This window comes from Bacillus fonticola (assembly GCF_012955605.1).
GTDB classification, from domain to species: Bacteria; Bacillota; Bacilli; order Bacillales; family JC228; genus Bacillus_CG; species Bacillus_CG fonticola.
Window position 1 is genome coordinate 192,536 of the sequence record NZ_CP052135.1, and the last position, 19,889, is coordinate 212,424.

Here is a 19,889-nt window from a genome sequence, read left to right on the forward strand (position 1 = left end):
GTGAATTATTTGGCAAAACGTAGTAGAACCAACTCTGTTGATAAGAATCTAAAGGATGGCAGGGGTGTGGGAATTGGTTTGGATTATAAACCTTGGCTTAAAATTCAAGATGTCTCTTCCTCTGGCAGATCAACTCGTCTGAAAGGGATCACGATACCGAGACAGTATGAATTTTTATCAGATATGGAACGAAACTACTTTTATTTATTGGAATTTTCCGATTATGTAGTAGATATTCGTGAACAGTATCCTCTCCTACCACTTGAAGAAACCTTGTTAATCGCTGAAGAACTAGGTATCACTCATCCAAGGAATCCCAAAACGAATGAACCTATCGTTATGACAACAGACTTTGTAGTTACTTTTCAAGACAAAAGAATGCGGAAAGATTATGCTCGTACTGTAAAAAGTAAGAGTGATTTAATGGATGAGCGTGTACTTAAGAAGTTTGAAATAGAACGCGTCTTTTGGGAGCGACATGACATTGATTGGGGAATTGTAACAGAAGAAGAAATAAACCAAACGATGGCACTGAATATTAGCTATGTTCATGCATATCAAGATTTACATAATATTGAAGGATTTGAGCTAATCACAGAAACTCAATTTGAAGATTTGGTTATCGAATATATTGCAAGAATGATGAGGAATACGGACTCAATTCGAAAAATATCCCACCTATTTGAACGTGATTTTGACTTAATTTCGGGAAGTGGGCTAAGTATTTTTAGACATTTGATTATTAATAAAATTATTGATGTGTAGTGCAAAATAGAAGTACAGAACTTTGCAGCGAATTTGTACAGAGTTCTGCATGAGATTCTCATGCAAATAAAAAAGGACTTGCTAGCCACCCAAGTCAACCTCTACTGTTAAAGTGCGAACTCAAAACAGGTGGAGGTTAGGAAGGAATGCTAACAATGTCCGATATCAATTGTATCAAACACTTACGAAATGAAAAAGGTCTGAGCATAGACAAAATCGCTACGACGCTCGGTATCAATTGGCGAACTGCCAAGAAATACGCGGATGAAGATGTACTCTACGAATCAATTATCAAACCACGTAAAGGAATGATGTACGAGGAAAAATGGGGAACTATGGTTTCAGATTGGTTGTTCGAAGACGAGAAAGAAAAGCAGAAATTAAGGAGAAATAACCTGCAGCTTTTCAAAGAATTGCAGGCGCATGATTTTAAGGGGTCTTACCGGACCTGTTGTAACTTTATCCAGGAATGGCGCGTACAACATGACAGCGAAGACAAAGATCGAGGATCTGAACGGCTGGAGCACCCGGTAGGTGATGCACAAGTTGATTTTGGTGTAATGGAAGCCGTAGAAGAAGGAAAAAGACGAGACATCCGCCTACTCATCATGTCGTTCCCGTTCAGCAATGTCGCCTTTTATGAACCGCTGCCTTCTGAGAACCAGGAATGCTTTTTAGAAGGATTGAAGAAGCTATTTGATAAAGTTGGCGGTGTCCCCCGGAAAATCCGGATTGACAACTTGACGCCCGCTGTCAAAAGGACCCGGAGCAAAACGGAAGAAGCGCAATTGACCGACGAGTTTTTACGGTTTCAGCTGTTCTACGGATTTGAAACTCAGGTGTGCAATGTAAGAAAAGGAAATGAAAAAGGCCATGTAGAGAAAAAGGTGGGCTATATCCGCTACAACTTCTTTAGTGTCCCTCCCGTTATTACAGGGTTGGAGGACCTCTCGGACAAGCTATTGGCGTTTTCAATCGAAGACCAGCAGCGGCAGCATTACCGGAAAGAGATTGAGATACGGGAGCTCTGGGAAGAAGAAAAAAACACGCTTAAGAGTATTGATACTCCAGGATATTCAGTGCGAAAAGAACAATCAATCAAAGTGAATCCATATAACGAAATCAAAATAGATGACCATGACTTACATATTCCAAAGGGGAGAAATTATATCAAGCTGTTCCTCGTTTTAACATGGGACAAATATCAAGTGGTCACTCCTGATGGGGAAATCATCGCCGAAGGTCTTCGGCCTTATATGAACAAGCGGAAGGTGCTTCCTTGGCAAGACATTTTCAAAGCATGGCGATTAAAACCAAGGGTTGTGGAATACTCCAGATACCGTCAATACTTGCCAGGGAGAATGAAAGAATATTTGAGCATCCCTTCAAGCCACTTACGGAAGCAACGGATTGAACAGGTTCTGACCTTACTGACGCGATATTCGCTGGAAGAAATCAATGAAGACTTCTACAAACATATGATGGCTGATCAATCAGGTGAAGGTGATCATCCTTTTGATGTAAATTGGAATCAATACGACCAACTAGGACGCCAAGGAGGAGTGGAAGATGACAGAGAACCTGCGTAACCTGTGCAAACAGCTAAGATTAGCTTATGTGGCAGATTCCTTCGAAGACGTTGACTTTTCTACTCCTGAAGCTTTTTTAACAAATGTATTGACCCAGGAAATTGAGATGCGCGAATTCGCCAAGGTGGAAAGAAACTTGAAAAAGGCCCGATTCTTAGAAAATAAATCGCTGGAAACTTACCAATGGGGATCTTCTATCCGACTACCGCAGACGGTGACCAAAGAACAGCTTAAGAATTTGGACTTTATCAAGGACCATCAGAATCTGGTGCTCATCGGAGCACCGGGCACTGGAAAAACTCATTTGGCTTCAGCACTAGGCAGGAGAGCGTGTGAAAAGGGATATGAAGTAAGGTTTTATCGAGTGGCTCAATTGGTCGAAGAGCTGGAAACAGCCCATCGGAACGGAAAGCTGGGAACGTTTCGTAAGAAATTCAATGATATCCAACTCCTGATTTTAGATGAAATGGGGTATGTGCCCTTCAGCAAGGAAGGGGCAGAGATTTTGTTTCAACTAATTACCGAGTTCTACGAGAAAAAGAGCTTGATTGTCACATCGAATCTGGAATTCAGTCAATGGAATCGGATCTTCATTGACAGTAGGCTAACTGCAGCCCTGGTGGATCGACTCATTCACCACGCCCATGTCATAACCTATAGCGGGGAAAGCTACCGGTTAACCCATGCGTTATCGCGTGTCAATTGAATAAAGTCTTTGGTGGCAAAACTCTGTAAAAACCTTTGCAAATCTCTGCACTTTTCTCTTGCAAAATACAATTGATATAAATCTCTTAGAAAAGTTAGATGTGAATCAAATCATATCAATCAAGACTATTAGGAAGGACTTTTCAGAGAAGGTGAGAGCGATATGATTTTTAATAATCAAGTTTATCAATATGTTAACAAAGATGAGAAGAATCGCATTCGAATTATTGAAGTGGACGAGTTAGTCATCTATTTCGTTGAGTTGCATGGTGATACAGCAATGCCTAAGAGAATAGCGACTGCTACATTAGAGGCAGAAATCCAAGGTGAAGTATTACTTCCAATTCCTGATCCATATTCTAAAAGCTATTCAGACAAAGATTTAACATCAAAGCAAATTGAAAAAAGGGATGCTGACTGGCAGGTTGTATCTGAGCATTGGGAAGTTTATAAAGAGCGATTATTAGAAAGGAAATCACGAGAAGATGTGTTTGTAGCAATAGCAACTGAAACTAACTTAAGTAAGTTGAAAATTAAACGCATCTTTACTCGCTTTTGGCAACGTGGTTTAAATAAAAACGCTCTACTTCCCGACTATATGCATTCTGGTGGTAAAGGAAAAGAGAAGGAACTTTCTGGAGCCAAAGTTGGAAGACCACGTAAATTCAATTTATCAGATGATGGTAATCAAGGCGTTAATATTTCAGAAGAAGTAAAGAAACAATTCGCGTATGTGATTAAGAAATACTATCGACAAAAAAATCAAATCACATTAGCTGAAACTTATGATCATCTATTAAGAGAGTTTTATTCGGATTCATATAAAGAGAATGACGAAGTGAAATATAAAGTTTGGGATGCCTCAAGAATCCCGACATATCATCAATTTTATTATTGGTTTAAGAAATATGAAGATCCACAGCTAGATATTGTTTTAAGAAAGAGTTCAAAGGAATACGACCTAAAGCATCGCCCCTTATTAGGCAATTCTACAAATGAAACAGATGGTCCAGGTACTCGTTTTCAAATTGATGCAACAATTGCCGATATTTATTTAGTAAGCTCATTTGACCGTAATTTAATTATTGGTCGCCCTATTGTATATGCAGTAATTGATGTTTATTCACGTATGATGACAGGAATCTATGTTGGATTAGAAGGACCTTCATGGATAGGTGCAATGATGGCACTTGATAATATGGTTGCTGACAAAGTTGAATACTGCAATCAATTTGGTATTTCTATTGAAGAGGAGCAGTGGCCAGCTAAGCATCTACCTGAAATTATTATTGCAGACCGTGGAGAGTTTGAAGGATATTCAGTTGAAAATCTAATCAATAATTTGAATGTCAAAATTGAAAATGCATCTGCTTATAGAGGAGATATGAAAGGCATTGTGGAGCGTCAATTTAGAACGGTTAACGGAAAAATCAAACGTAAGACACCCGGTGCAATTCAGAAGGAATATCGTGAAAGGGGAGATCGTGATTATCGTTTAGATGCAAGTCTTAACTTAGATGAATTTACTAAGATCATCATACATCTCGTCTTGCATCACAATCAAAAAGTAATTGAAAAATATCCGTTAGAAAAAGGAATGATTGCTACTGGATTGACAGCTACACCGATTAATTTATGGAATTGGGGCATAGAGAATAAAAAGGGACGCCTGCAAACAATAAGCGATACAAATGTTTTCAGAATAAGTTTATTACCTAAAGGAAACGCACGCATAACTAGAGCAGGGCTAAAATTTAAAAACTTATTTTATGGTTTGGATAAGGCGATTGCAGAGCAATGGTACCTAAAATACAAAAATACAAGTATAGAAATTGTCTATGATCCTAGAAATATGAATCAAATTTATATCCCTCATACGGACGGAAGAAACTTCGATCCATGTTATTTGCTACCTACTAGTGAACAGTATAAAGGGGATATATTAGAAGAAATTGAGTTTTATCAAGAAATGTTACAAGAGCAGAAAGCTTTGCAAGTATCCGAGCAACGTGAAAATGCTATTAATACAGATGTTGCCATCGAGCAAATTGTGAAAAAGGCAAATAGAGAGAAGAAAAAGGTAGAACAAAAGGATATTAATAAATCTGAAAAGTTGAAGAATATTCGAGTAAATAGGCAAGTCGAAAAACAGATAAATCGTGAAGAAGAAAAATTCGATTTAACTACAAAGCATGTATCTGAACCAGCACATATTATAGATTTTAAAACGAAAGAAAAATTACAAGAACCAACGATCAAATCAAGTAATGCTCGTCTGATGGAAAAATTGAGAAAGAAAAGAGATGAGGAGTTTGAAAAAGAATGAAGACATTGTTGTTTTAAAGGGCGAGTTCGAGAAAGCACAATATAAAGAGCAGCCTTTGTCAGAGTACGACCAAAATCCATTCATTGAAGCTCTTCCTTCGATTTTTTCAGAAGATGATGTATTAGACCGTTTCATGGTTGCGCCACGTATCACAAGCCAAGATAAGGCTCTAGAAGTTAACATTCGCTATCATATTTTGAAAAGAGTTAAAACTTTTATTCAGCCTTTACCTATCCACTTTGAAGTTGAGCGTAGGCTGTCTACTCTAATTCGCCGAGGTTATTTAGCCAGAAACCCTTTAGATAACACATATTTTGAAAGAATTCGTGTACTGAATGAACTTCGAGATGAGGAAGAACAATCGATACAAATAATAGATGAACGTTTGAATTATATTCGTTCAACAGCCGATAGTTTATCAATCATCGGAATTTCGGGCATTGGAAAAACAACAGCCATTGAACGGTTATTACTCATGTATCCTCAAGTTATTAAGCATGAAGAATATAACGGTCATCCATTTAACCGCACTCAAATTGTATGGCTCAAAATTGACTGTCCATATGACGGCAGCTTGTCAACGTTATGCAAAAGCTTCTTTAAGGCAATTGATGATTTATTAGGCACACGCTATCTCGAAAAGTTCGGATATTTAAATAGAGTGACATCCACCATGTTGTTACACATGACGTCATTAGCAAGTATGTACGGCATTGGCGTACTAGTTATTGATGAAATCCAACATTTACTACATGCGAAAAATGACCAAGAGGAAATGTTGAATTTCTTTGTAACCTTATCAAATACAGTTGGTATCCCAACCGTTCTAATCGGCACTTCTAAAGCGCAAAAATTATTTAAGGGGAATTTCCGTCAAGCTAGACGAGCTGCGAGTGATGGGGCAATTATATGGGATCGCATGGCAGAAGATAGTGAGGAATGGCAATTCTTTTTAGAAACGCTGTGGGAATTGCAATGTTTGAAAAGCCGTTCTGAGCTAACAGAAGATGTTAAAAAGTCATTTTACGAGGAATGCCAAGGGATTACAGCGGTAGCCGTGAATTTATTCATACTAGCGCAAGAAAGAGCCCTGTTTGATGAAAATAATCCCAATGAACTTATTACCGCAAGAACTTTAAAACAAACAGCTAAAAAGGATATGCAGATGATTCAGCCAATGATAAAAGCAGTACGCACGAATAACCTGCATGACATGATGAAGTATGAGGACATCATGATTAACTTAGATGATGTCATGTTAAATCATAAACGAGATATGGAGTTAACAGGGCGAATTCAAGAAGCATTTAAAGAAAGACAAAATACGATTGAATTTAAAAGGAACGATACCATTGAAGGTTTAGTAGTTGAGCTAGTCTCTCTGGGGATATTTGATAGTTTAAAAGAGACAGATATTAAAAAGCTGGTTAAACAAATTGTTGAAAAGAATCCACTTGATACTGATTATAACGTATTTAAAATTGATGCCCTTCAAGCTGCATTAGCATTAAATCAGCAAAAGAAGGGACAAAAAAGCAAACCGAAACCTCAAAATACCAATGTATTACCATTGTTGGCGCTTAGAAAGAGAGCGCTAGAGAAAAAACAGCATCCGTATGAATTATTGAAAGCAAGTGGATATATTAAAAATCCATTAGAGGAATTCTACTAGGAGGCTTAAGATGCTACCATTCTTTACAGAACCATATCCAGATGAATTAATTTATTCGGCTATTGCACGTTATCACTTATACAGTGGGAATATTGATTGCAAAGATACGTTAGAAGAAGTATTTCAAAGTCGTTCAGTGATTCCGAGTGTTAAGATTGGTAGCCATTTTAATTCTCTCGCTAAACAGATGGGAACGCATTATTCGTCAGAAAGTTTATTAGCCAAGCATACAATTTATCCTTTCTATGCTCCTTTTCTTTCCAAACAACGCAAGGAAGAACTTCTGCAAGATGTCCAAAGAGATGGCAAAGGACTTTATACAAGGCTTGGAATGGTCGCAGGAGGTATTTGTAAAAAGGACGGACTCTACTATTGTCCGGAATGTGCAGCTAATGATATTGAGCAACATGGAGAGCCCTATATACATCGTGAGCATCAATTACAAGGGATTGAGTTCTGTGCGCATCATGAATTGAAATTAAAGAAGTATCCTGTCGATATTTTAAAGCAGAGTCGAATTGAGTTTATTCGATTCGATAAAAAGCTAATGAACTTTTCAATGATTCAAGAAGTTGAACCAAAAGAGTTTGTAGCCATTCAAATTGCTTTAGCAAAGATGGCTTATCAACTGCTGCAAGTTCAAATACATCAATTTTCAAGGGAATCTATTAATCTTAAATACCGGGCTCTTTTACGAGAGTGTAATTTAATAACAACTTCTAATCGAATTCGGCAAAATGAGATATACAAGGCATTTCAATCAAGGTTTCCAAAAGGATTTTTAGAAAATTACGAATCAGAAATCAATGTAAATGACGAATATAATTGGCTGAAAGTCATTACACGAAATCTAAAACGTCATGTACATCCTTTCCGTCATTTGCTTATGCTTTATTTCTTAGAACAAGATTTGAAGACTTTTTTACAAATTGAAGCTGATACAGGTCCTTTTGGTAGTGGCCCGTGGCCTTGTTTAAATAAAGCAGCTAATCATTATAAGGAATATGTGATCCAAGAAGTAAATGTTACGAGAGATTTTAAATCAAAAGCATCTATAGGTACGTTTGAATGCTCTTGTGGCTTTATATACGCTAGAAAAGGTCCTGATAGATTATCTGAAGATAAATATCGTATTGGACGTATAAAAGCGTTTGGAGACGTCTGGAAGGCTAAATTACACGAATTGGCAGCTAAAAGTACTTACAGTACAAGGGCATTAGCGAAAATACTTAACGTAGATTCGAAAACGGTTAAAAAATATCTTTCTTCAGAGATGAGAATAGAAGGATTATCAGAAAAGGATATTCCACCAATGTTGCTGATTTATCGAAAACAATTATTAAAAGGAATGCAGCAATATCCAAGTTATTCAAGAACACAAATTCGTCAGTGTTTCCCAAAAGAATATATTTACTTGTATCGTCACGATAAAGAGTGGCTGTTTGAACAGTTACCTATGATTCGGGAGAAGCAGAGTAACCAAACAATTGTCGATTGGTCCATACGTGATCGAGAATACTGCTCTAAAGTGAAAAAACTTTACAAGGAACTAATCGAACTAGATAAACCTGTTCGAATTACAATCTCGATTATTGGAAAACGACTTGGAATATTATCAAATTTGGAGAAACACCTTGATAAGCTACCCCGAACTAAAATGTTCCTATCTGAAATTACGGAATCTACCCAGCAATTCCAAATCAGACGTTGTTGCAAGATTATTGATCGAATGTTACAGGGGCAGGAACCAGCTGTATTATGGAAAGTACAGCGAATTGGCGCTGTTAAATCACATCATTTTCATGAAATAAAACCGTATTTGGAAGAGTATTTACGAATAAAACAGGAAGTGGGAAGCTATGAGCAAACAACAGGTTAAAATAGCTTGGCATTTTGCTAAAGGAGAAAAAGCACAACTGATATGGATTGGTGAGCCATTCCGATATGATCATAAAACGATGATTAAGGCTTATTTTCGCTCACAAGGTCGTACAGAAGGTATTTTAATGGATTGGGGTACATTACCATGCCTGGCAATCCAACATTATTATACTGATGGCATCATTACGGCTAGTCAAGTTCCTGAAGGTGTACAAGAGGTGGATATGACCATTTATCCTAATAAAGTTAAATATCATGAACGCCCTTGGTCTATTCAAGGCAATGTTCATTTATCAATTGGTGTGGTTGCTAACTAATCGTGATCTACGACAAGCCTATGAAAATATAGCATTTACTTGGTTGCAGGAAAAGATTTTGAAATTCGAATGGAACTTTACTCAACCGATCACAATAACAGCTCGTGTAAAGGAGAAGAATAACACGTGTACAGTATTACAAATTGTTAATGTGAAAAATAAAGATATTCCGTACCAACATATTTCGATTTTGCATCCAGAAATACAAGATCAAGAGAAATCCAATGAGGCAAAGAAATACACTTATCGTTCTCTAAATAAACAGGGTGATGAAGAAGGCTTTACACTAGATGAACAATTAGATGGTTCTACAGAAGACTTTGATCTTGTACAAATGAATCAGTTAAAACATGAATATACATCAGTTCCTAGAATTGAACGTATTAAAGGTAGTCATTCCAAGCAACGAATGAAGGAAGATGAAAACACAAAGAAATACTACATTAATCATAATTCCATTCGATCTACCGCAGATAGTGGTGGCCAACAACTAGTGCGAGGGTTAGAGCATCAAATGCTACATGAAATTCAAGCACAAGGCGAGCTGCAAGGTTTTATTAATGTCCTCAAAGCACTTGAGCAATATCCCATTATAGGAACAATACAAGTAATTATGGATGTGTTGCCAGATGGTCACGGTGAACGTAGATTTACGAAATTGAGTGATAATGTCACTAAGCGGCGTTATGTAATTGCTCAAATATTTTTGGGGAATGGAAAACAATTCAACATTATAGAAATTGAACGGGAAAATCGCTCTTTGTCGATGTTGATTTTATCATCGCTTGTAACTCGTGAATGGAAAACTATTTATGAGCGACTGCTTATAAATCTTGTGAATGATAGTGGAACATGGACAAGTAAGTCATTGAAAAGCATTGAAAGTCAAGGTATTACAGTGGTAAAAGCTAAACATAGTTCTAAAGGGGTTCAGCATAGGGCAGAGGTTTTATTGAACAAATTAGATTACTAGACACTACCGTTTGATGAAAGATTTTGAAAATAAGATTGCAAAAACTAACGGTGAATATTCGAAATAGTACCGAATCTCACGCAAAACGTTGGCTAGGTACCTTTGGATTGCAGAGAACAGTTAAAAATGGAAGAACTAGAAAAATACCACGCCTGCCTGGCGCTATTTCCTTACTTGAAAGCTTTGCATGATAGCATGTGGACATATAACAGGATTATACCTAATTCCTGCAGCTGAAAGGCCAAATTGAAGACAGGAAAAACCCTTTATCTCATATGCCTTACGGTTAAGGTCAGATCTTCAGACGATTAAAAAATCTTTTCACCTACATTTTAGCAACGGGTTGCTTGAGGGGCAGGTCAATCGATTGAAATTTATCCAGAGAATGATGTACGGACGAGCAAGTATTGACCTCTTGAGGAAGAGAATGATTTATCGACTTTAATCGTTATCCTAGAAAATCAATAAAGCAACTGTAAAGTTAATGGCTGATAGTTTTCACCAATTGTCCGTAAGAACCTATAAATATATAGCTTAAAGAGTTATTTGAAAATATAAAAATATTGTGCTATTATTTTGTGGGGTTTATTTGAAATACTTGAAGGGTGAGGTTTTAATGTCTATTTATACCAAAACAGGAGATAAAGGTAAAACAAGTTTAATTGGTGGTAGAGTTGATAAGGATCATAGATTGGTAGAATCTTATGGAACACTTGATGAATTAAACTCTTTTGTAGGTTTAACAATATCTGAAATAACGGAATTTAAACATTTAGAGCTTCAAGATATTATTCTAGAGTTAAAAGAGATACAACATGCTCTTTTTGATTGTGGTGCCGATCTAGCAAACATTTCTACAAGAAAAGAAGTGAATTTCGGAGTTGAATTGATTAATTTTTTAGAAACACGTATAGACACCTATACTGAAGAAACACCCCAACTTAAAAGGTTTATTTTACCAGGAGGTTGTAAGGCATCTTCTTATCTTCATGTAGCCAGAACTATAGCTAGAAGAGCTGAACGGCTATTAGTAAGAGTAAATAGAATGAATGAAGATGTAGATTATAGCATAGAAATGGCTTTTTTAAATAGATTATCAGATTACTTTTTTGCATTAGCAAGATACGTAAATTTCCTATTAGATTTTAATGATATTGAATACATTAGAAATGCTAATGTTAAAAGTTTTAAAGGAGGAAAAAAATGAATTTAGAAATTACAGAGAATGATTGGAAATCATATTCGAAAGATCCACTGCCCGGTTGGGGAAACAGCAACTTGTCCTTATTTAATATGGATTTAGCACGTTTAAAAGAACAAAGAAGCTCAGATATATCAATTTATTCCATTCCTTTTGACTCAACTTCATTTTCGCGTATAGGTTCTCGATATGGTCCGAATAGCATTAGACAAGCTAGTTTAAAATATTCAGCTCAAGAAAAAAGTAGAAGTCAACCGGTACTTAGAAATATGAGGAATGGAAGGTTATTTACAACTAAAAATTTGCATTGTTATGACTATGGTGATCTACACGTATATCCAAATGACACTTTAAAACAAATACAATCTGTAATGTCTGAAGCTTATTCTATCGCATTGTTAAGTAAAAGCACTATTATGTTAGGTGGAGAGCACACTTTAAGCTTCCCTAATTTTCACGCTACTCACAAAGCAGCTGTTGAGAAAGGGAACAAAAAAATCGGCTATATACAAATTGATAACCATTTTGATTTCGGTAAATACTCAATTTTGAATGGGGAGTATTACCATGGCACTAATGCTAGAAAGATTTTTGAGTTACCTTATATGAAAGGTAATTATATGGGGTTTGTGGGTGTAGGAGATTTTACAAGTAATGAACAGTATAATTTCTTACTTGATAACAATATCACTGTAAAAAACATGTGTGAAATTAGAAAAACTTCTTTTAAGAAATGCTTAATTGACACATTAGATAAAATTTCTGAATATACTGATTCTATTTACATTTCCATCGATATAGATGTTTGTGATAATCCTTACGCCCCGGGAACAGGTCATATCACAATTGGTGGAATTAGCTCATTAGATTTTATGGAAATTGCTGATATACTTAAAAAATATTCAGTATGTGCATTGGATATAGTAGAAGTAAATCCACAATATGATTCTAGTGAATTAACTTCTAATTTAGTGTCTAGATTTTTACATGAATATTTATTCTTTGAGGAGTTAGAAGATGAATAAGAATTTAAGTTATCTCACCAAAAGTTTTGAAGAGTTAGGTATACAAATAGAAAGTTTGAGAAACTTGAATGAAGGTTTGGAGTCAACTATACTAATTGGCTATTCGCTAGAAGAGAAAAAGGAGGTAGCTATTAAAATTCCTAAAGAAATAATCTTCAACAATGATAATGATCAGAATTTTAGTGCAATGTCTTTGTATACTCAGGAGTATAGACTTCTGCGCTTATTAAAACAAATGTCTTTTCCTGTACCAGAGGTTTATCATTTTGATTCTAGTAATAAAGTACCCTTTATTATAATGGAATTATTAAAAGATGTTTCAACTCCTACAAAGGAGGACTTTGTTTCAATTGGTAGATTGACTCGAACCCTTCATTCGTATAAAGCTCCAGAATTAAATCTTGTTGCTATGGAAAGATTCACTGATATAAATGAACTAATTTTGCATAGATTATACAAGAGATTCAATATAATAGCAGATTTTGGTTATTCAGAAGGTACTCTTCCCCCTATATCACTAATGTCTTCAAGTATTAATCATATAGAAGGTGAGAAGTGTTTACTCCATATGGATATTAGACCTCAAAATATATTAAAGAAAACTGACAATGACTTTCTTTTTACCGATTGGAGTAATGCTTTAATCGGGTATCCAGCTCTTGAAATTGCCCGTCTTCAAGAATACGGAGAATTCTTCTGTGAATTTATGGAGGGTTATGGAGAATTGACTAAAATTGATAAGTTACCTATGCTGATTTATCGATTAGATACTGCAATTATGTTGTCGGTTGTTTTCTTATCAGAAGAACCTAATCCAATTATGGCTAATACCCAATTGAAAAGGGTTTCATCCATATTAAAAGAAATTAAGAAGGAGCTTTGATTAAATGGAAAATTTATTAAATAATGACGAAGTTTTAATAGAAAAGTCACTTGCTGATGAAATTTTAAAAGGTGGAGAAATTTCTGATAAGTCAGATGAATTTTTCAGATACTTATCAAACTCTTTAATATTTGGTAAAGGTGGCTTGGCGATAAAGCTAAGTAAACTTAACCTTGATATTAATGAAACAAAAGAAGTCGCTATCAAAATTCTAAATAGATTGATTCCTTATTTAATTGAATATAGTGCACCCAAAAATATTAGTCTTGAAGTAGATAAAGAACAAAAAACAGTAGTAAGAGAAGAAGGCGGTAGCAGAACTCTGCTGCCTCATCATGACGGTGGGCATTGCTCATATTTGACTCCAAGTGTGATTGATGTACCAGAATGGGATACTAAATATAGGGTTTTTTCTAATAAGAATTTTTATACAACTCATATGCATAAAATAATACAAGGAATTCTTATTCTAAATCCAGGGGAACAAGACAGTATAACGACATACTATGATTGGATTCAAATATTAGAAGATGCTTATAGATATCAGCATAGTGGAAAGATGCCCTCTATAGTTGATTTACAGAAGTGGCTCGGTAGCAACATACAATATTCCTTGAATAAACAAAATATTCACAATAATAAATATTTGAATATGGCAGCAGCTCTAGGAGCAAAGGACTTAATGTATCACACACTCTCTCTACATTCTACTTCAGAAAAAATTTCAGAGGATATATTAAGAAGTAATAAAAAGTTAAGTGATATTCAACAAAGTTGCGCTTGTCAAATGTGTAATAGTAATATTCTTAGAGTTTTATGTCACGTATTAAAAGAGACTATGGGTATAAGTTATGAAGAGTTTATTCACAAATATGAAAAGAAAGTTTATAGCGAACAGTTAGATTTAGTAATAGGAAATAATTTATCTTTACTTCATGGCGGATTTAACGGAGGTAGTGAGCGTTTAATCCTTCCGATGTGTATTGTGTTAGAAGAAACAAGTGATATTAGCTATGAAAGATACTTAAAAAACTTATGGAATAGGAATAGAACGTAAATAGTATGAGTGTATTAAATAATGGATTAAAAAGTAGTTGGGATAAAGTTGTATGGGATAAAGGACATCCATTTCAAAGTTTTTCTATGCTTAAATTATTTGAAGATAATTGGAAGGGAGACTTCGTTCCATATCATATTTACTATGAAGATTCTGAAAATAAATCGCTTATTCCACTTTATTTTTATAAAAATTGTCCTCGTCTTGATTACTATAAAAATAAAGCTGGTGGTTTTAGACACAATATTATCATGTCACATGCATTAGTTGGTTGGTATGGAACCCCAGTATATAGTAGTTTTAAAGCATTAAAAAAATCTTTAAGTCAAGCATATGAGCTTGCTAGAGATAAAAATAGTGCACTTTTTTTTGCTGGTATCGATGTGAGAAATATAGATTTAGTGAATTTTTTAAAAAAGGAAGGATTCAAATTATGTGAATTTCATTCTATTACTGTTCGAAATCTACAAAATATAGATGGGGATCCAACGAAATATCTTTCTAAAAAAAGAAGAGGGAGAGTTAGATCTTGTATTAATAAGGCAATATTATCTGGAGTTACTCTAGACAGTTACAAAAAGATATATAGAAGCAAAGTCACAGAGTTAATACATAATATTCTCATTGAAGATGGTGTGGACTCTGATGTATTACCGAAGGAATTTATTTTTTCTTTATTAGATAACGGTCCAAAGGGGCTGGATGTTCTAGTAGCCGTAAGTCCCTTGGGTGAACCAATTGGTGTGCATATTAACTTTTATTGGAACAATAAATATTACATTTGGTTGGCCGGTCATAATAGAAGTTTATTAAAGGAATATCAACAATCTCACTTTTTATTTGAAGAAAGTATAAAGCGAGCACTGATGCTTAACTGCAAGGAAATTCATGCAGGTAGGGATCCTTATGAACCTAAGATTCAGCACGGATTCGAAAAAATTCCTTTGTTAGCAGCTATTAAAGCAGAAGACCCAATAATCAATGATCAAGCAGCGAAATGGTTAATGGGGCTTGAGCAACGTCATAATGAATTATATAAATTATAGAAAGAGTGATTAAAATGAACGATATGAATGTAATTCTTGTACAATTACCTTTCCCTTCACAGGGAGAGCCGCTGCCTCAATTATCTGAATACTATAAGTATTATAATAAAAAATATCGCCAAGTCTTTCCTGAATATTATATAAATGATGGAGAGTTATGGGAAATGCCTTTGTGGGTAGCACATATGGATGGTGCTATCGATAGAGATGATACAATATTCTTAGATTTGTCAAAAGAAGAGTTTAATATAGAACTATGCTTAAACAAGATTGTTAGTTCAGTTTCTAGTAGTAGTTTAATCTTCTTCTCACCTCTAGCACAAAACTTCAGTTTTACAAGTAATATTTCAAGTAAACTTAAAAGCTTAGGGTACACAACAGTTATTGGTGGAAACATGGCAGACTTAGCTTCTCCAGAAGATTATTCAAAGATATATGCAGGAATTTCTAGAAAAGGAATATATGATGAGATAGTAAATTCGAATGACTTAATAGTAGGTACTAAACCAAAGTTAGGAAGACAACAAACATCATTAAGTTATAAACCTAAATATAGATTACTAAAACCATACGATAAAAAAGTTCCTCTCATTAGAATAAATGCTTCTCATGGATGTCTTTATTCCTGCTCATTCTGTGGGGATGCCTGGACAAAACAACTTCATGAAGTTGATTTACATCATTTAAGAGAAGAAGTTGAGGAAATTCGAATTAATTATCCTGACACTAAAATAATCTATATAGGTGATAAAACTTTTGGTCAATCAAAGCAAGCGGTAAAGAACCTTTTAGAAGTATTGAAACCTGAATATGGATTTAAATTAATCGTTCAGACCCATATCTTACAAATAAATGATTGGTTATTAGATGCTATGGAAAAGTTAAACGTAAAAGTTGTAGAGATGGGGTTTGAAACTGCTGATTCCCAAGTATTAAAAGAGATGAAGAAGGGGCATAAGGGTTCTGTTGTATTTGAAGATGCATTGAAAAGTCTAAAAGATAGAGGATTTAAGACAGTATTAAACATTTTATCGGGACTACCGAATGAAACTAGAGAATCCCAGAATGAAACAATAAAATTCATAAACGAAACTAAAAACCTAGTATGGTTATATAATCATTATAACTTCGTTCCTTATCCTAAGACCCCTTTATATCCAATAATTAAAGATAGGATAACTAATTGGAATTTTGACGAATGGAGAGAAGATAAGCCACCAGTGTTTACTCCAAAACATCAAAGTGTTGAAGATAGTTATATGCATTTCTTAAATGTTGTGGATTTTACAACTGATATTCTTAAAGAACAATTGCTCCAAAAAGCGGGGGATTGAATGTGAAGGTAAGTCCAAATAGAATTACTTTAATAAACAGAAAAGAAAATAATTTACCAATTTATACTAAGAGAGTTTATTTTGCAAGGCATGGTCACTCGGGAGGAGCGGAGAAAATAATTTCTTTTAATTCCCACCTATCTGACCTTGGGAAAGAACAGGCTCTATACTTAAAAAAATTTTTTTTAGAAAGAAAGCTGGATATTATTTATACATCTACTTTAGAAAGAGCTAAACAGACTGCTAATATTATAAACACTGAATCAAGTATTCCAATCAGTTCATTAGAAGAACTTAATGAATTACATTGTTACAAATATAAAAATTTAGAGCAGAAAGATATACTAGAAATTGTTAATAGTAGACAATTTAGACCAGATGATACAGTTAAAAATGGAGAAACATTAAGACAACTTTTTTATAGAGTACAATGTGCATGGAATATTATAAAAAATAGTCCCTATCAAGATATTCTAGTTGTGTCCCATTATGAAGTCATGAGGGTATTTGTTTCATTACTTTTTGGTGCAACGGCAAATCAAGAAGTTAACTTTTTAATTGCTCATCCACATTGTTCTATTTCAGAAATTCATGTGGTTGATAGTAAAAGTGACTTAGAATTACCAGATGAAATGTTTGTAATAAAATATTTATGTGAAACGAACCATATACCTAGTGAACTTCTTACATATTGATTATGGTAGGTGGATGAGTGTTATATTTCATAAAGAAACAACCAATTGTTTCGTTGTTTATATTATCGAGCTTTATGAACTCTATGGGCCATAGAATATATAGTTTACTTCTACCATGGATGGTGTACGATTTAACTAGTTCTGCGATTTGGATGGGTACAATTTTTCTTTTAGAAATTGTACCCTACATAATATTTTCTCCAATTATAGGAGTCATAGTAGATAAATATGATGAACGAAAAATTATTTTCATATGTAATCTAATGCAGATGTTATTACTTGGATTAATGATTGTTTTATCTTTTAATAATTCATTAACTATTATATCTATATGTATGTTTACTGTTTTATTAACCACTCTAAACTCTTTTACATTTATTGCTGAAGAAACCATAGTTCCTAGATTAGTTGAAAGAGAAGATTTAGTGAAAGCTAATAGTATTTATCAGTTATCAGAAACATTATCAATGCTACTGGGACCAGCTGTCGCAGGTATATTAATTTCGAATTTTGAGACAATAGTCAGTTTGGCTGTTAACTTATTTACTTTCGTACCAATTATAATCTTAGTAAATTGTTTGGTAGTTAGGTTTCCAAAAGAATCACATTCTCAAGAAGACTTAAAGACTGGAATATGTAATGGATTTAATTATGTTGTAAAAAACAAAATTATCCTAATGATAATAATTGCATCATTTGTGACCAACTTGTCTAATGGAGCAGTAGACGCTCTGTTCATATTTTTTGCTAGGGATCAATTAGGGTTAAGTGCTAGTTCTTTAGGGATCATTTTATCTTTATCAGCAGTATTTCAATTTATTTGCATACACTTTAGTAGCTATATATCCCAAAAATTTGAACATTTAAAGATAGTGCTATTTTCTTCAGGGGTTTCAGGATTTGGTATTTTATTAATTACATTTTTTAATTCTTGGATTGGGGTAAGTTTAGGTAGAGCGATACAAGAAGGTCCAACTATTATGGGCAATATCTTAAATAAAACAATGCGTCAATCTCTAGTACCTAATTATTTGTTAGGGAGAGTAAACGCCTTAAGCGGTTCAATTTCTATGGTTTCATACTCTTTATCAGGCTTTATAGCTGGTATCATTACTGAATTTTATGGTATTAAGTTGGTTTTTCAAATATCGGGTATTATGTCTATAACTTTTGCTATAATTGGATTTGTAGTAATAAAAAAGGTTAATATGGAGGACTACTATGAAGAAAAGAAGAGTACTCATAATTGCTGATACTTGGGAATACATAAAATATTATCTTAAGGATAAGTTAAATTTAGAGGTAATTCTATTTCAAGATCCAAATAGAAAGCATTTAGTGAAGGAAGGTATTGCTGATGAAGTTCACCTTTTTTCTCTTGAAAATACTAATTATGCAATTTCATTAGCAAAACAAATTAACTTGTCTTCTCCAATTGAAGCTGTGTGGAGTTTCACAGATGAAGGCGTGGAGCTTGCTACAATAATTGCAGAAAAACTTTCACTTCCAAGTAACACTCTAATTTCATCTCGGTATGTTAATGATAAATCAAAACTTAGAAACTTGCTCAATCAAAACAATATCTCTAAAGTAGAATTTATTGAAACGAATTCAAAGAAAGAAGTAGAAAGGTTTTTCTTGAATTTAAATAAACCAATAATTATGAAACCTAAGAACGGATCAGGAAGCCAAAATATATTTAAAATTTCTAAGAGGGAAGACATAGATGCTGCTTTCTCAAAGATAATTGACAAACATAAAGTTGTACTTGTTGAAGAATACTTGGATGGAAGAGAAATAAGTGTTGAGTCTATGACTTATAACGGAAATCACTTTCCTATTCAGATAACTGACAAAGAAATATCCTCGACTCATATAGAAATTGGCCATGTAATGCCTGCTTCTGTATCTGTTGGAGAAGAAAATGAAATTAGACAGCTAGTAAAAAACGTTCTCACTTTAATAAATCATCAATTTGGACCAACACATATTGAAATTAAATTAACATCTTCTGGGCCTAAAATAGTCGAAGCACATACAAGGCCAGGCGGTGATTTTATAGTTATGATGTTAGCGGATGTATTTGGTTTAGATTTAATAACTTTAACAATAGAATATCTGCTAGATAATAAGATGCAGCAAATAACTCTAAATACAGGTAAAGCTGCTGCAGTACGTTATTTTGAATCTGAAAAACTAGGTGTAATAAGGAATATATCTGGAATGGAAGAACTGATGTCACATCCTAACGTTCTAATAGTAGATTTAAATTATTCTGAAGGAGATAACTTAGTGCAACCAATAAATAGTTTTACAAGACCTGGTTGTCTAGTTGTCTTTGGAAGTACTAATGACGAAGTGAAAAAATTATCGATGGAATTAGCAGGAGATTTAGTGTTTATTACTGAATAAATTTATCA

18 protein-coding genes are annotated in these 19,889 nt (G+C 34.3%); all 18 read left to right on the forward strand.

What is annotated here, in order from left to right:
• The first annotated feature begins 9 nt into the window (after positions 1–9).
• The 18 genes from HHK01_RS01060 (at position 10) to HHK01_RS01145 (ending at position 19,881) form a co-directional block, all read left to right on the forward strand.
• Positions 10–765 carry a TnsA endonuclease N-terminal domain-containing protein gene (locus HHK01_RS01060; RefSeq protein WP_170006011.1) on the forward strand — a complete coding sequence of 252 codons (756 nt, stop codon included), beginning with the start codon at positions 10–12 and terminating at the stop codon, positions 763–765.
• Positions 766–911: 146 nt separating this feature from the next.
• Positions 912–2,354 carry an IS21 family transposase gene (istA, locus tag HHK01_RS01065; protein ID WP_170006012.1) on the forward strand — a complete coding sequence of 481 codons (1,443 nt, stop codon included), beginning with the start codon at positions 912–914 and terminating at the stop codon, positions 2,352–2,354.
• Positions 2,335–3,060 carry an IS21-like element helper ATPase IstB gene (istB, locus tag HHK01_RS01070; RefSeq protein WP_170006013.1) on the forward strand — a complete coding sequence of 242 codons (726 nt, stop codon included), beginning with the start codon at positions 2,335–2,337 and terminating at the stop codon, positions 3,058–3,060. The genes istA and istB overlap by 20 nt, the downstream gene beginning before the upstream one ends.
• Positions 3,061–3,222: 162 nt before the next feature.
• The gene (locus tag HHK01_RS01075) at positions 3,223–5,385 is read left to right on the forward strand and encodes a Mu transposase C-terminal domain-containing protein (RefSeq protein ID WP_170006014.1); all 2,163 of its coding nucleotides are present in this window, start codon (positions 3,223–3,225) and stop codon (positions 5,383–5,385) included.
• Complete coding sequence (locus HHK01_RS01080) at positions 5,363–7,057, forward strand: ATP-binding protein (protein ID WP_170006015.1); 1,695 nt, start codon at positions 5,363–5,365, stop codon at positions 7,055–7,057. Before HHK01_RS01075 ends, HHK01_RS01080 begins: the two co-directional genes overlap by 23 nt.
• Before the next feature lie 10 nt (positions 7,058–7,067).
• Positions 7,068–8,936, forward strand: a complete 1,869-nt coding sequence (locus tag HHK01_RS01085) for a TnsD family Tn7-like transposition protein (protein ID WP_170006016.1) — start codon at positions 7,068–7,070, stop codon at positions 8,934–8,936.
• Positions 8,917–9,255: a hypothetical protein gene (locus HHK01_RS15450; RefSeq protein WP_228027614.1), complete on the forward strand. Its 339-nt coding sequence runs from the start codon at positions 8,917–8,919 to the stop codon at positions 9,253–9,255. Before HHK01_RS01085 ends, HHK01_RS15450 begins: the two co-directional genes overlap by 20 nt.
• Positions 9,245–10,228 (forward strand): Tn7-like element transposition protein TnsE, encoded by a 984-nt coding sequence (locus HHK01_RS15455; RefSeq protein WP_228027615.1) that lies wholly within the window; start codon positions 9,245–9,247, stop codon positions 10,226–10,228. Before HHK01_RS15450 ends, HHK01_RS15455 begins: the two co-directional genes overlap by 11 nt.
• A 268-nt stretch (positions 10,229–10,496) precedes the next feature.
• Positions 10,497–10,673, forward strand: a complete 177-nt coding sequence (locus HHK01_RS01100; protein ID WP_170008600.1) for a transposase — start codon at positions 10,497–10,499, stop codon at positions 10,671–10,673.
• A gap of 171 nt (positions 10,674–10,844) precedes the next feature.
• Positions 10,845–11,435 carry a cob(I)yrinic acid a,c-diamide adenosyltransferase gene (locus HHK01_RS01105; protein WP_170006017.1) on the forward strand — a complete coding sequence of 197 codons (591 nt, stop codon included), beginning with the start codon at positions 10,845–10,847 and terminating at the stop codon, positions 11,433–11,435.
• The gene (locus tag HHK01_RS01110; protein ID WP_170006018.1) at positions 11,432–12,454 is read left to right on the forward strand and encodes an arginase family protein; all 1,023 of its coding nucleotides are present in this window, start codon (positions 11,432–11,434) and stop codon (positions 12,452–12,454) included. Before HHK01_RS01105 ends, HHK01_RS01110 begins: the two co-directional genes overlap by 4 nt.
• Positions 12,447–13,337, forward strand: coding sequence for a phosphotransferase family protein (locus tag HHK01_RS01115; protein WP_170006019.1), 891 nt, complete (start codon positions 12,447–12,449; stop codon positions 13,335–13,337). The genes HHK01_RS01110 and HHK01_RS01115 overlap by 8 nt, the downstream gene beginning before the upstream one ends.
• A gap of 4 nt (positions 13,338–13,341) precedes the next feature.
• Entirely contained in the window at positions 13,342–14,394 is a 1,053-nt protein-coding gene (locus tag HHK01_RS01120) for a hypothetical protein (protein WP_170006020.1), read from the forward strand.
• Between the two features lie 5 nt (positions 14,395–14,399).
• Positions 14,400–15,440: a GNAT family N-acetyltransferase gene (locus HHK01_RS01125; protein WP_170006021.1), complete on the forward strand. Its 1,041-nt coding sequence runs from the start codon at positions 14,400–14,402 to the stop codon at positions 15,438–15,440.
• A gap of 14 nt (positions 15,441–15,454) precedes the next feature.
• A complete protein-coding gene (locus tag HHK01_RS01130; protein ID WP_170006022.1) occupies positions 15,455–16,774 on the forward strand; it encodes a B12-binding domain-containing radical SAM protein in 1,320 nt (439 codons plus the stop codon).
• Positions 16,775–16,776: 2 nt separating this feature from the next.
• Complete coding sequence (locus HHK01_RS01135) at positions 16,777–17,469, forward strand: histidine phosphatase family protein (RefSeq protein ID WP_170006023.1); 693 nt, start codon at positions 16,777–16,779, stop codon at positions 17,467–17,469.
• Positions 17,470–17,486: 17 nt separating this feature from the next.
• Positions 17,487–18,722 (forward strand): MFS transporter, encoded by a 1,236-nt coding sequence (locus HHK01_RS01140; RefSeq protein ID WP_170006024.1) that lies wholly within the window; start codon positions 17,487–17,489, stop codon positions 18,720–18,722.
• Entirely contained in the window at positions 18,691–19,881 is a 1,191-nt protein-coding gene (locus HHK01_RS01145) for an ATP-grasp domain-containing protein (protein ID WP_170006025.1), read from the forward strand. Before HHK01_RS01140 ends, HHK01_RS01145 begins: the two co-directional genes overlap by 32 nt.
• Positions 19,882–19,889: the final 8 nt, after the last annotated feature.

Bases quoted from the DNA above. Each gene is read 5' to 3' on its own strand.
- HHK01_RS01110 (WP_170006018.1), top strand. From the start codon at position 11,432: ATGAATTTAGAAATTACAGAGAATGATTGGAAATCATATTCGAAAGAT.
- HHK01_RS01115 (WP_170006019.1), top strand. From the start codon at position 12,447: ATGAATAAGAATTTAAGTTATCTCACCAAAAGTTTTGAAGAGTTAGGT.
- HHK01_RS01145 (WP_170006025.1), top strand. From the start codon at position 18,691: ATGAAGAAAAGAAGAGTACTCATAATTGCTGATACTTGGGAATACATA.
- HHK01_RS01075 (WP_170006014.1), top strand. From the start codon at position 3,223: ATGATTTTTAATAATCAAGTTTATCAATATGTTAACAAAGATGAGAAG.
- HHK01_RS01130 (WP_170006022.1), top strand. From the start codon at position 15,455: ATGAACGATATGAATGTAATTCTTGTACAATTACCTTTCCCTTCACAG.
- HHK01_RS01105 (WP_170006017.1), top strand. From the start codon at position 10,845: ATGTCTATTTATACCAAAACAGGAGATAAAGGTAAAACAAGTTTAATT.
- istB (WP_170006013.1), top strand. From the start codon at position 2,335: ATGACAGAGAACCTGCGTAACCTGTGCAAACAGCTAAGATTAGCTTAT.
- istA (WP_170006012.1), top strand. From the start codon at position 912: ATGCTAACAATGTCCGATATCAATTGTATCAAACACTTACGAAATGAA.
- HHK01_RS01125 (WP_170006021.1), top strand. From the start codon at position 14,400: ATGAGTGTATTAAATAATGGATTAAAAAGTAGTTGGGATAAAGTTGTA.
- HHK01_RS01085 (WP_170006016.1), top strand. From the start codon at position 7,068: ATGCTACCATTCTTTACAGAACCATATCCAGATGAATTAATTTATTCG.
- HHK01_RS01120 (WP_170006020.1), top strand. From the start codon at position 13,342: ATGGAAAATTTATTAAATAATGACGAAGTTTTAATAGAAAAGTCACTT.
- HHK01_RS01080 (WP_170006015.1), top strand. From the start codon at position 5,363: ATGAGGAGTTTGAAAAAGAATGAAGACATTGTTGTTTTAAAGGGCGAG.
- HHK01_RS15450 (WP_228027614.1), top strand. From the start codon at position 8,917: ATGAGCAAACAACAGGTTAAAATAGCTTGGCATTTTGCTAAAGGAGAA.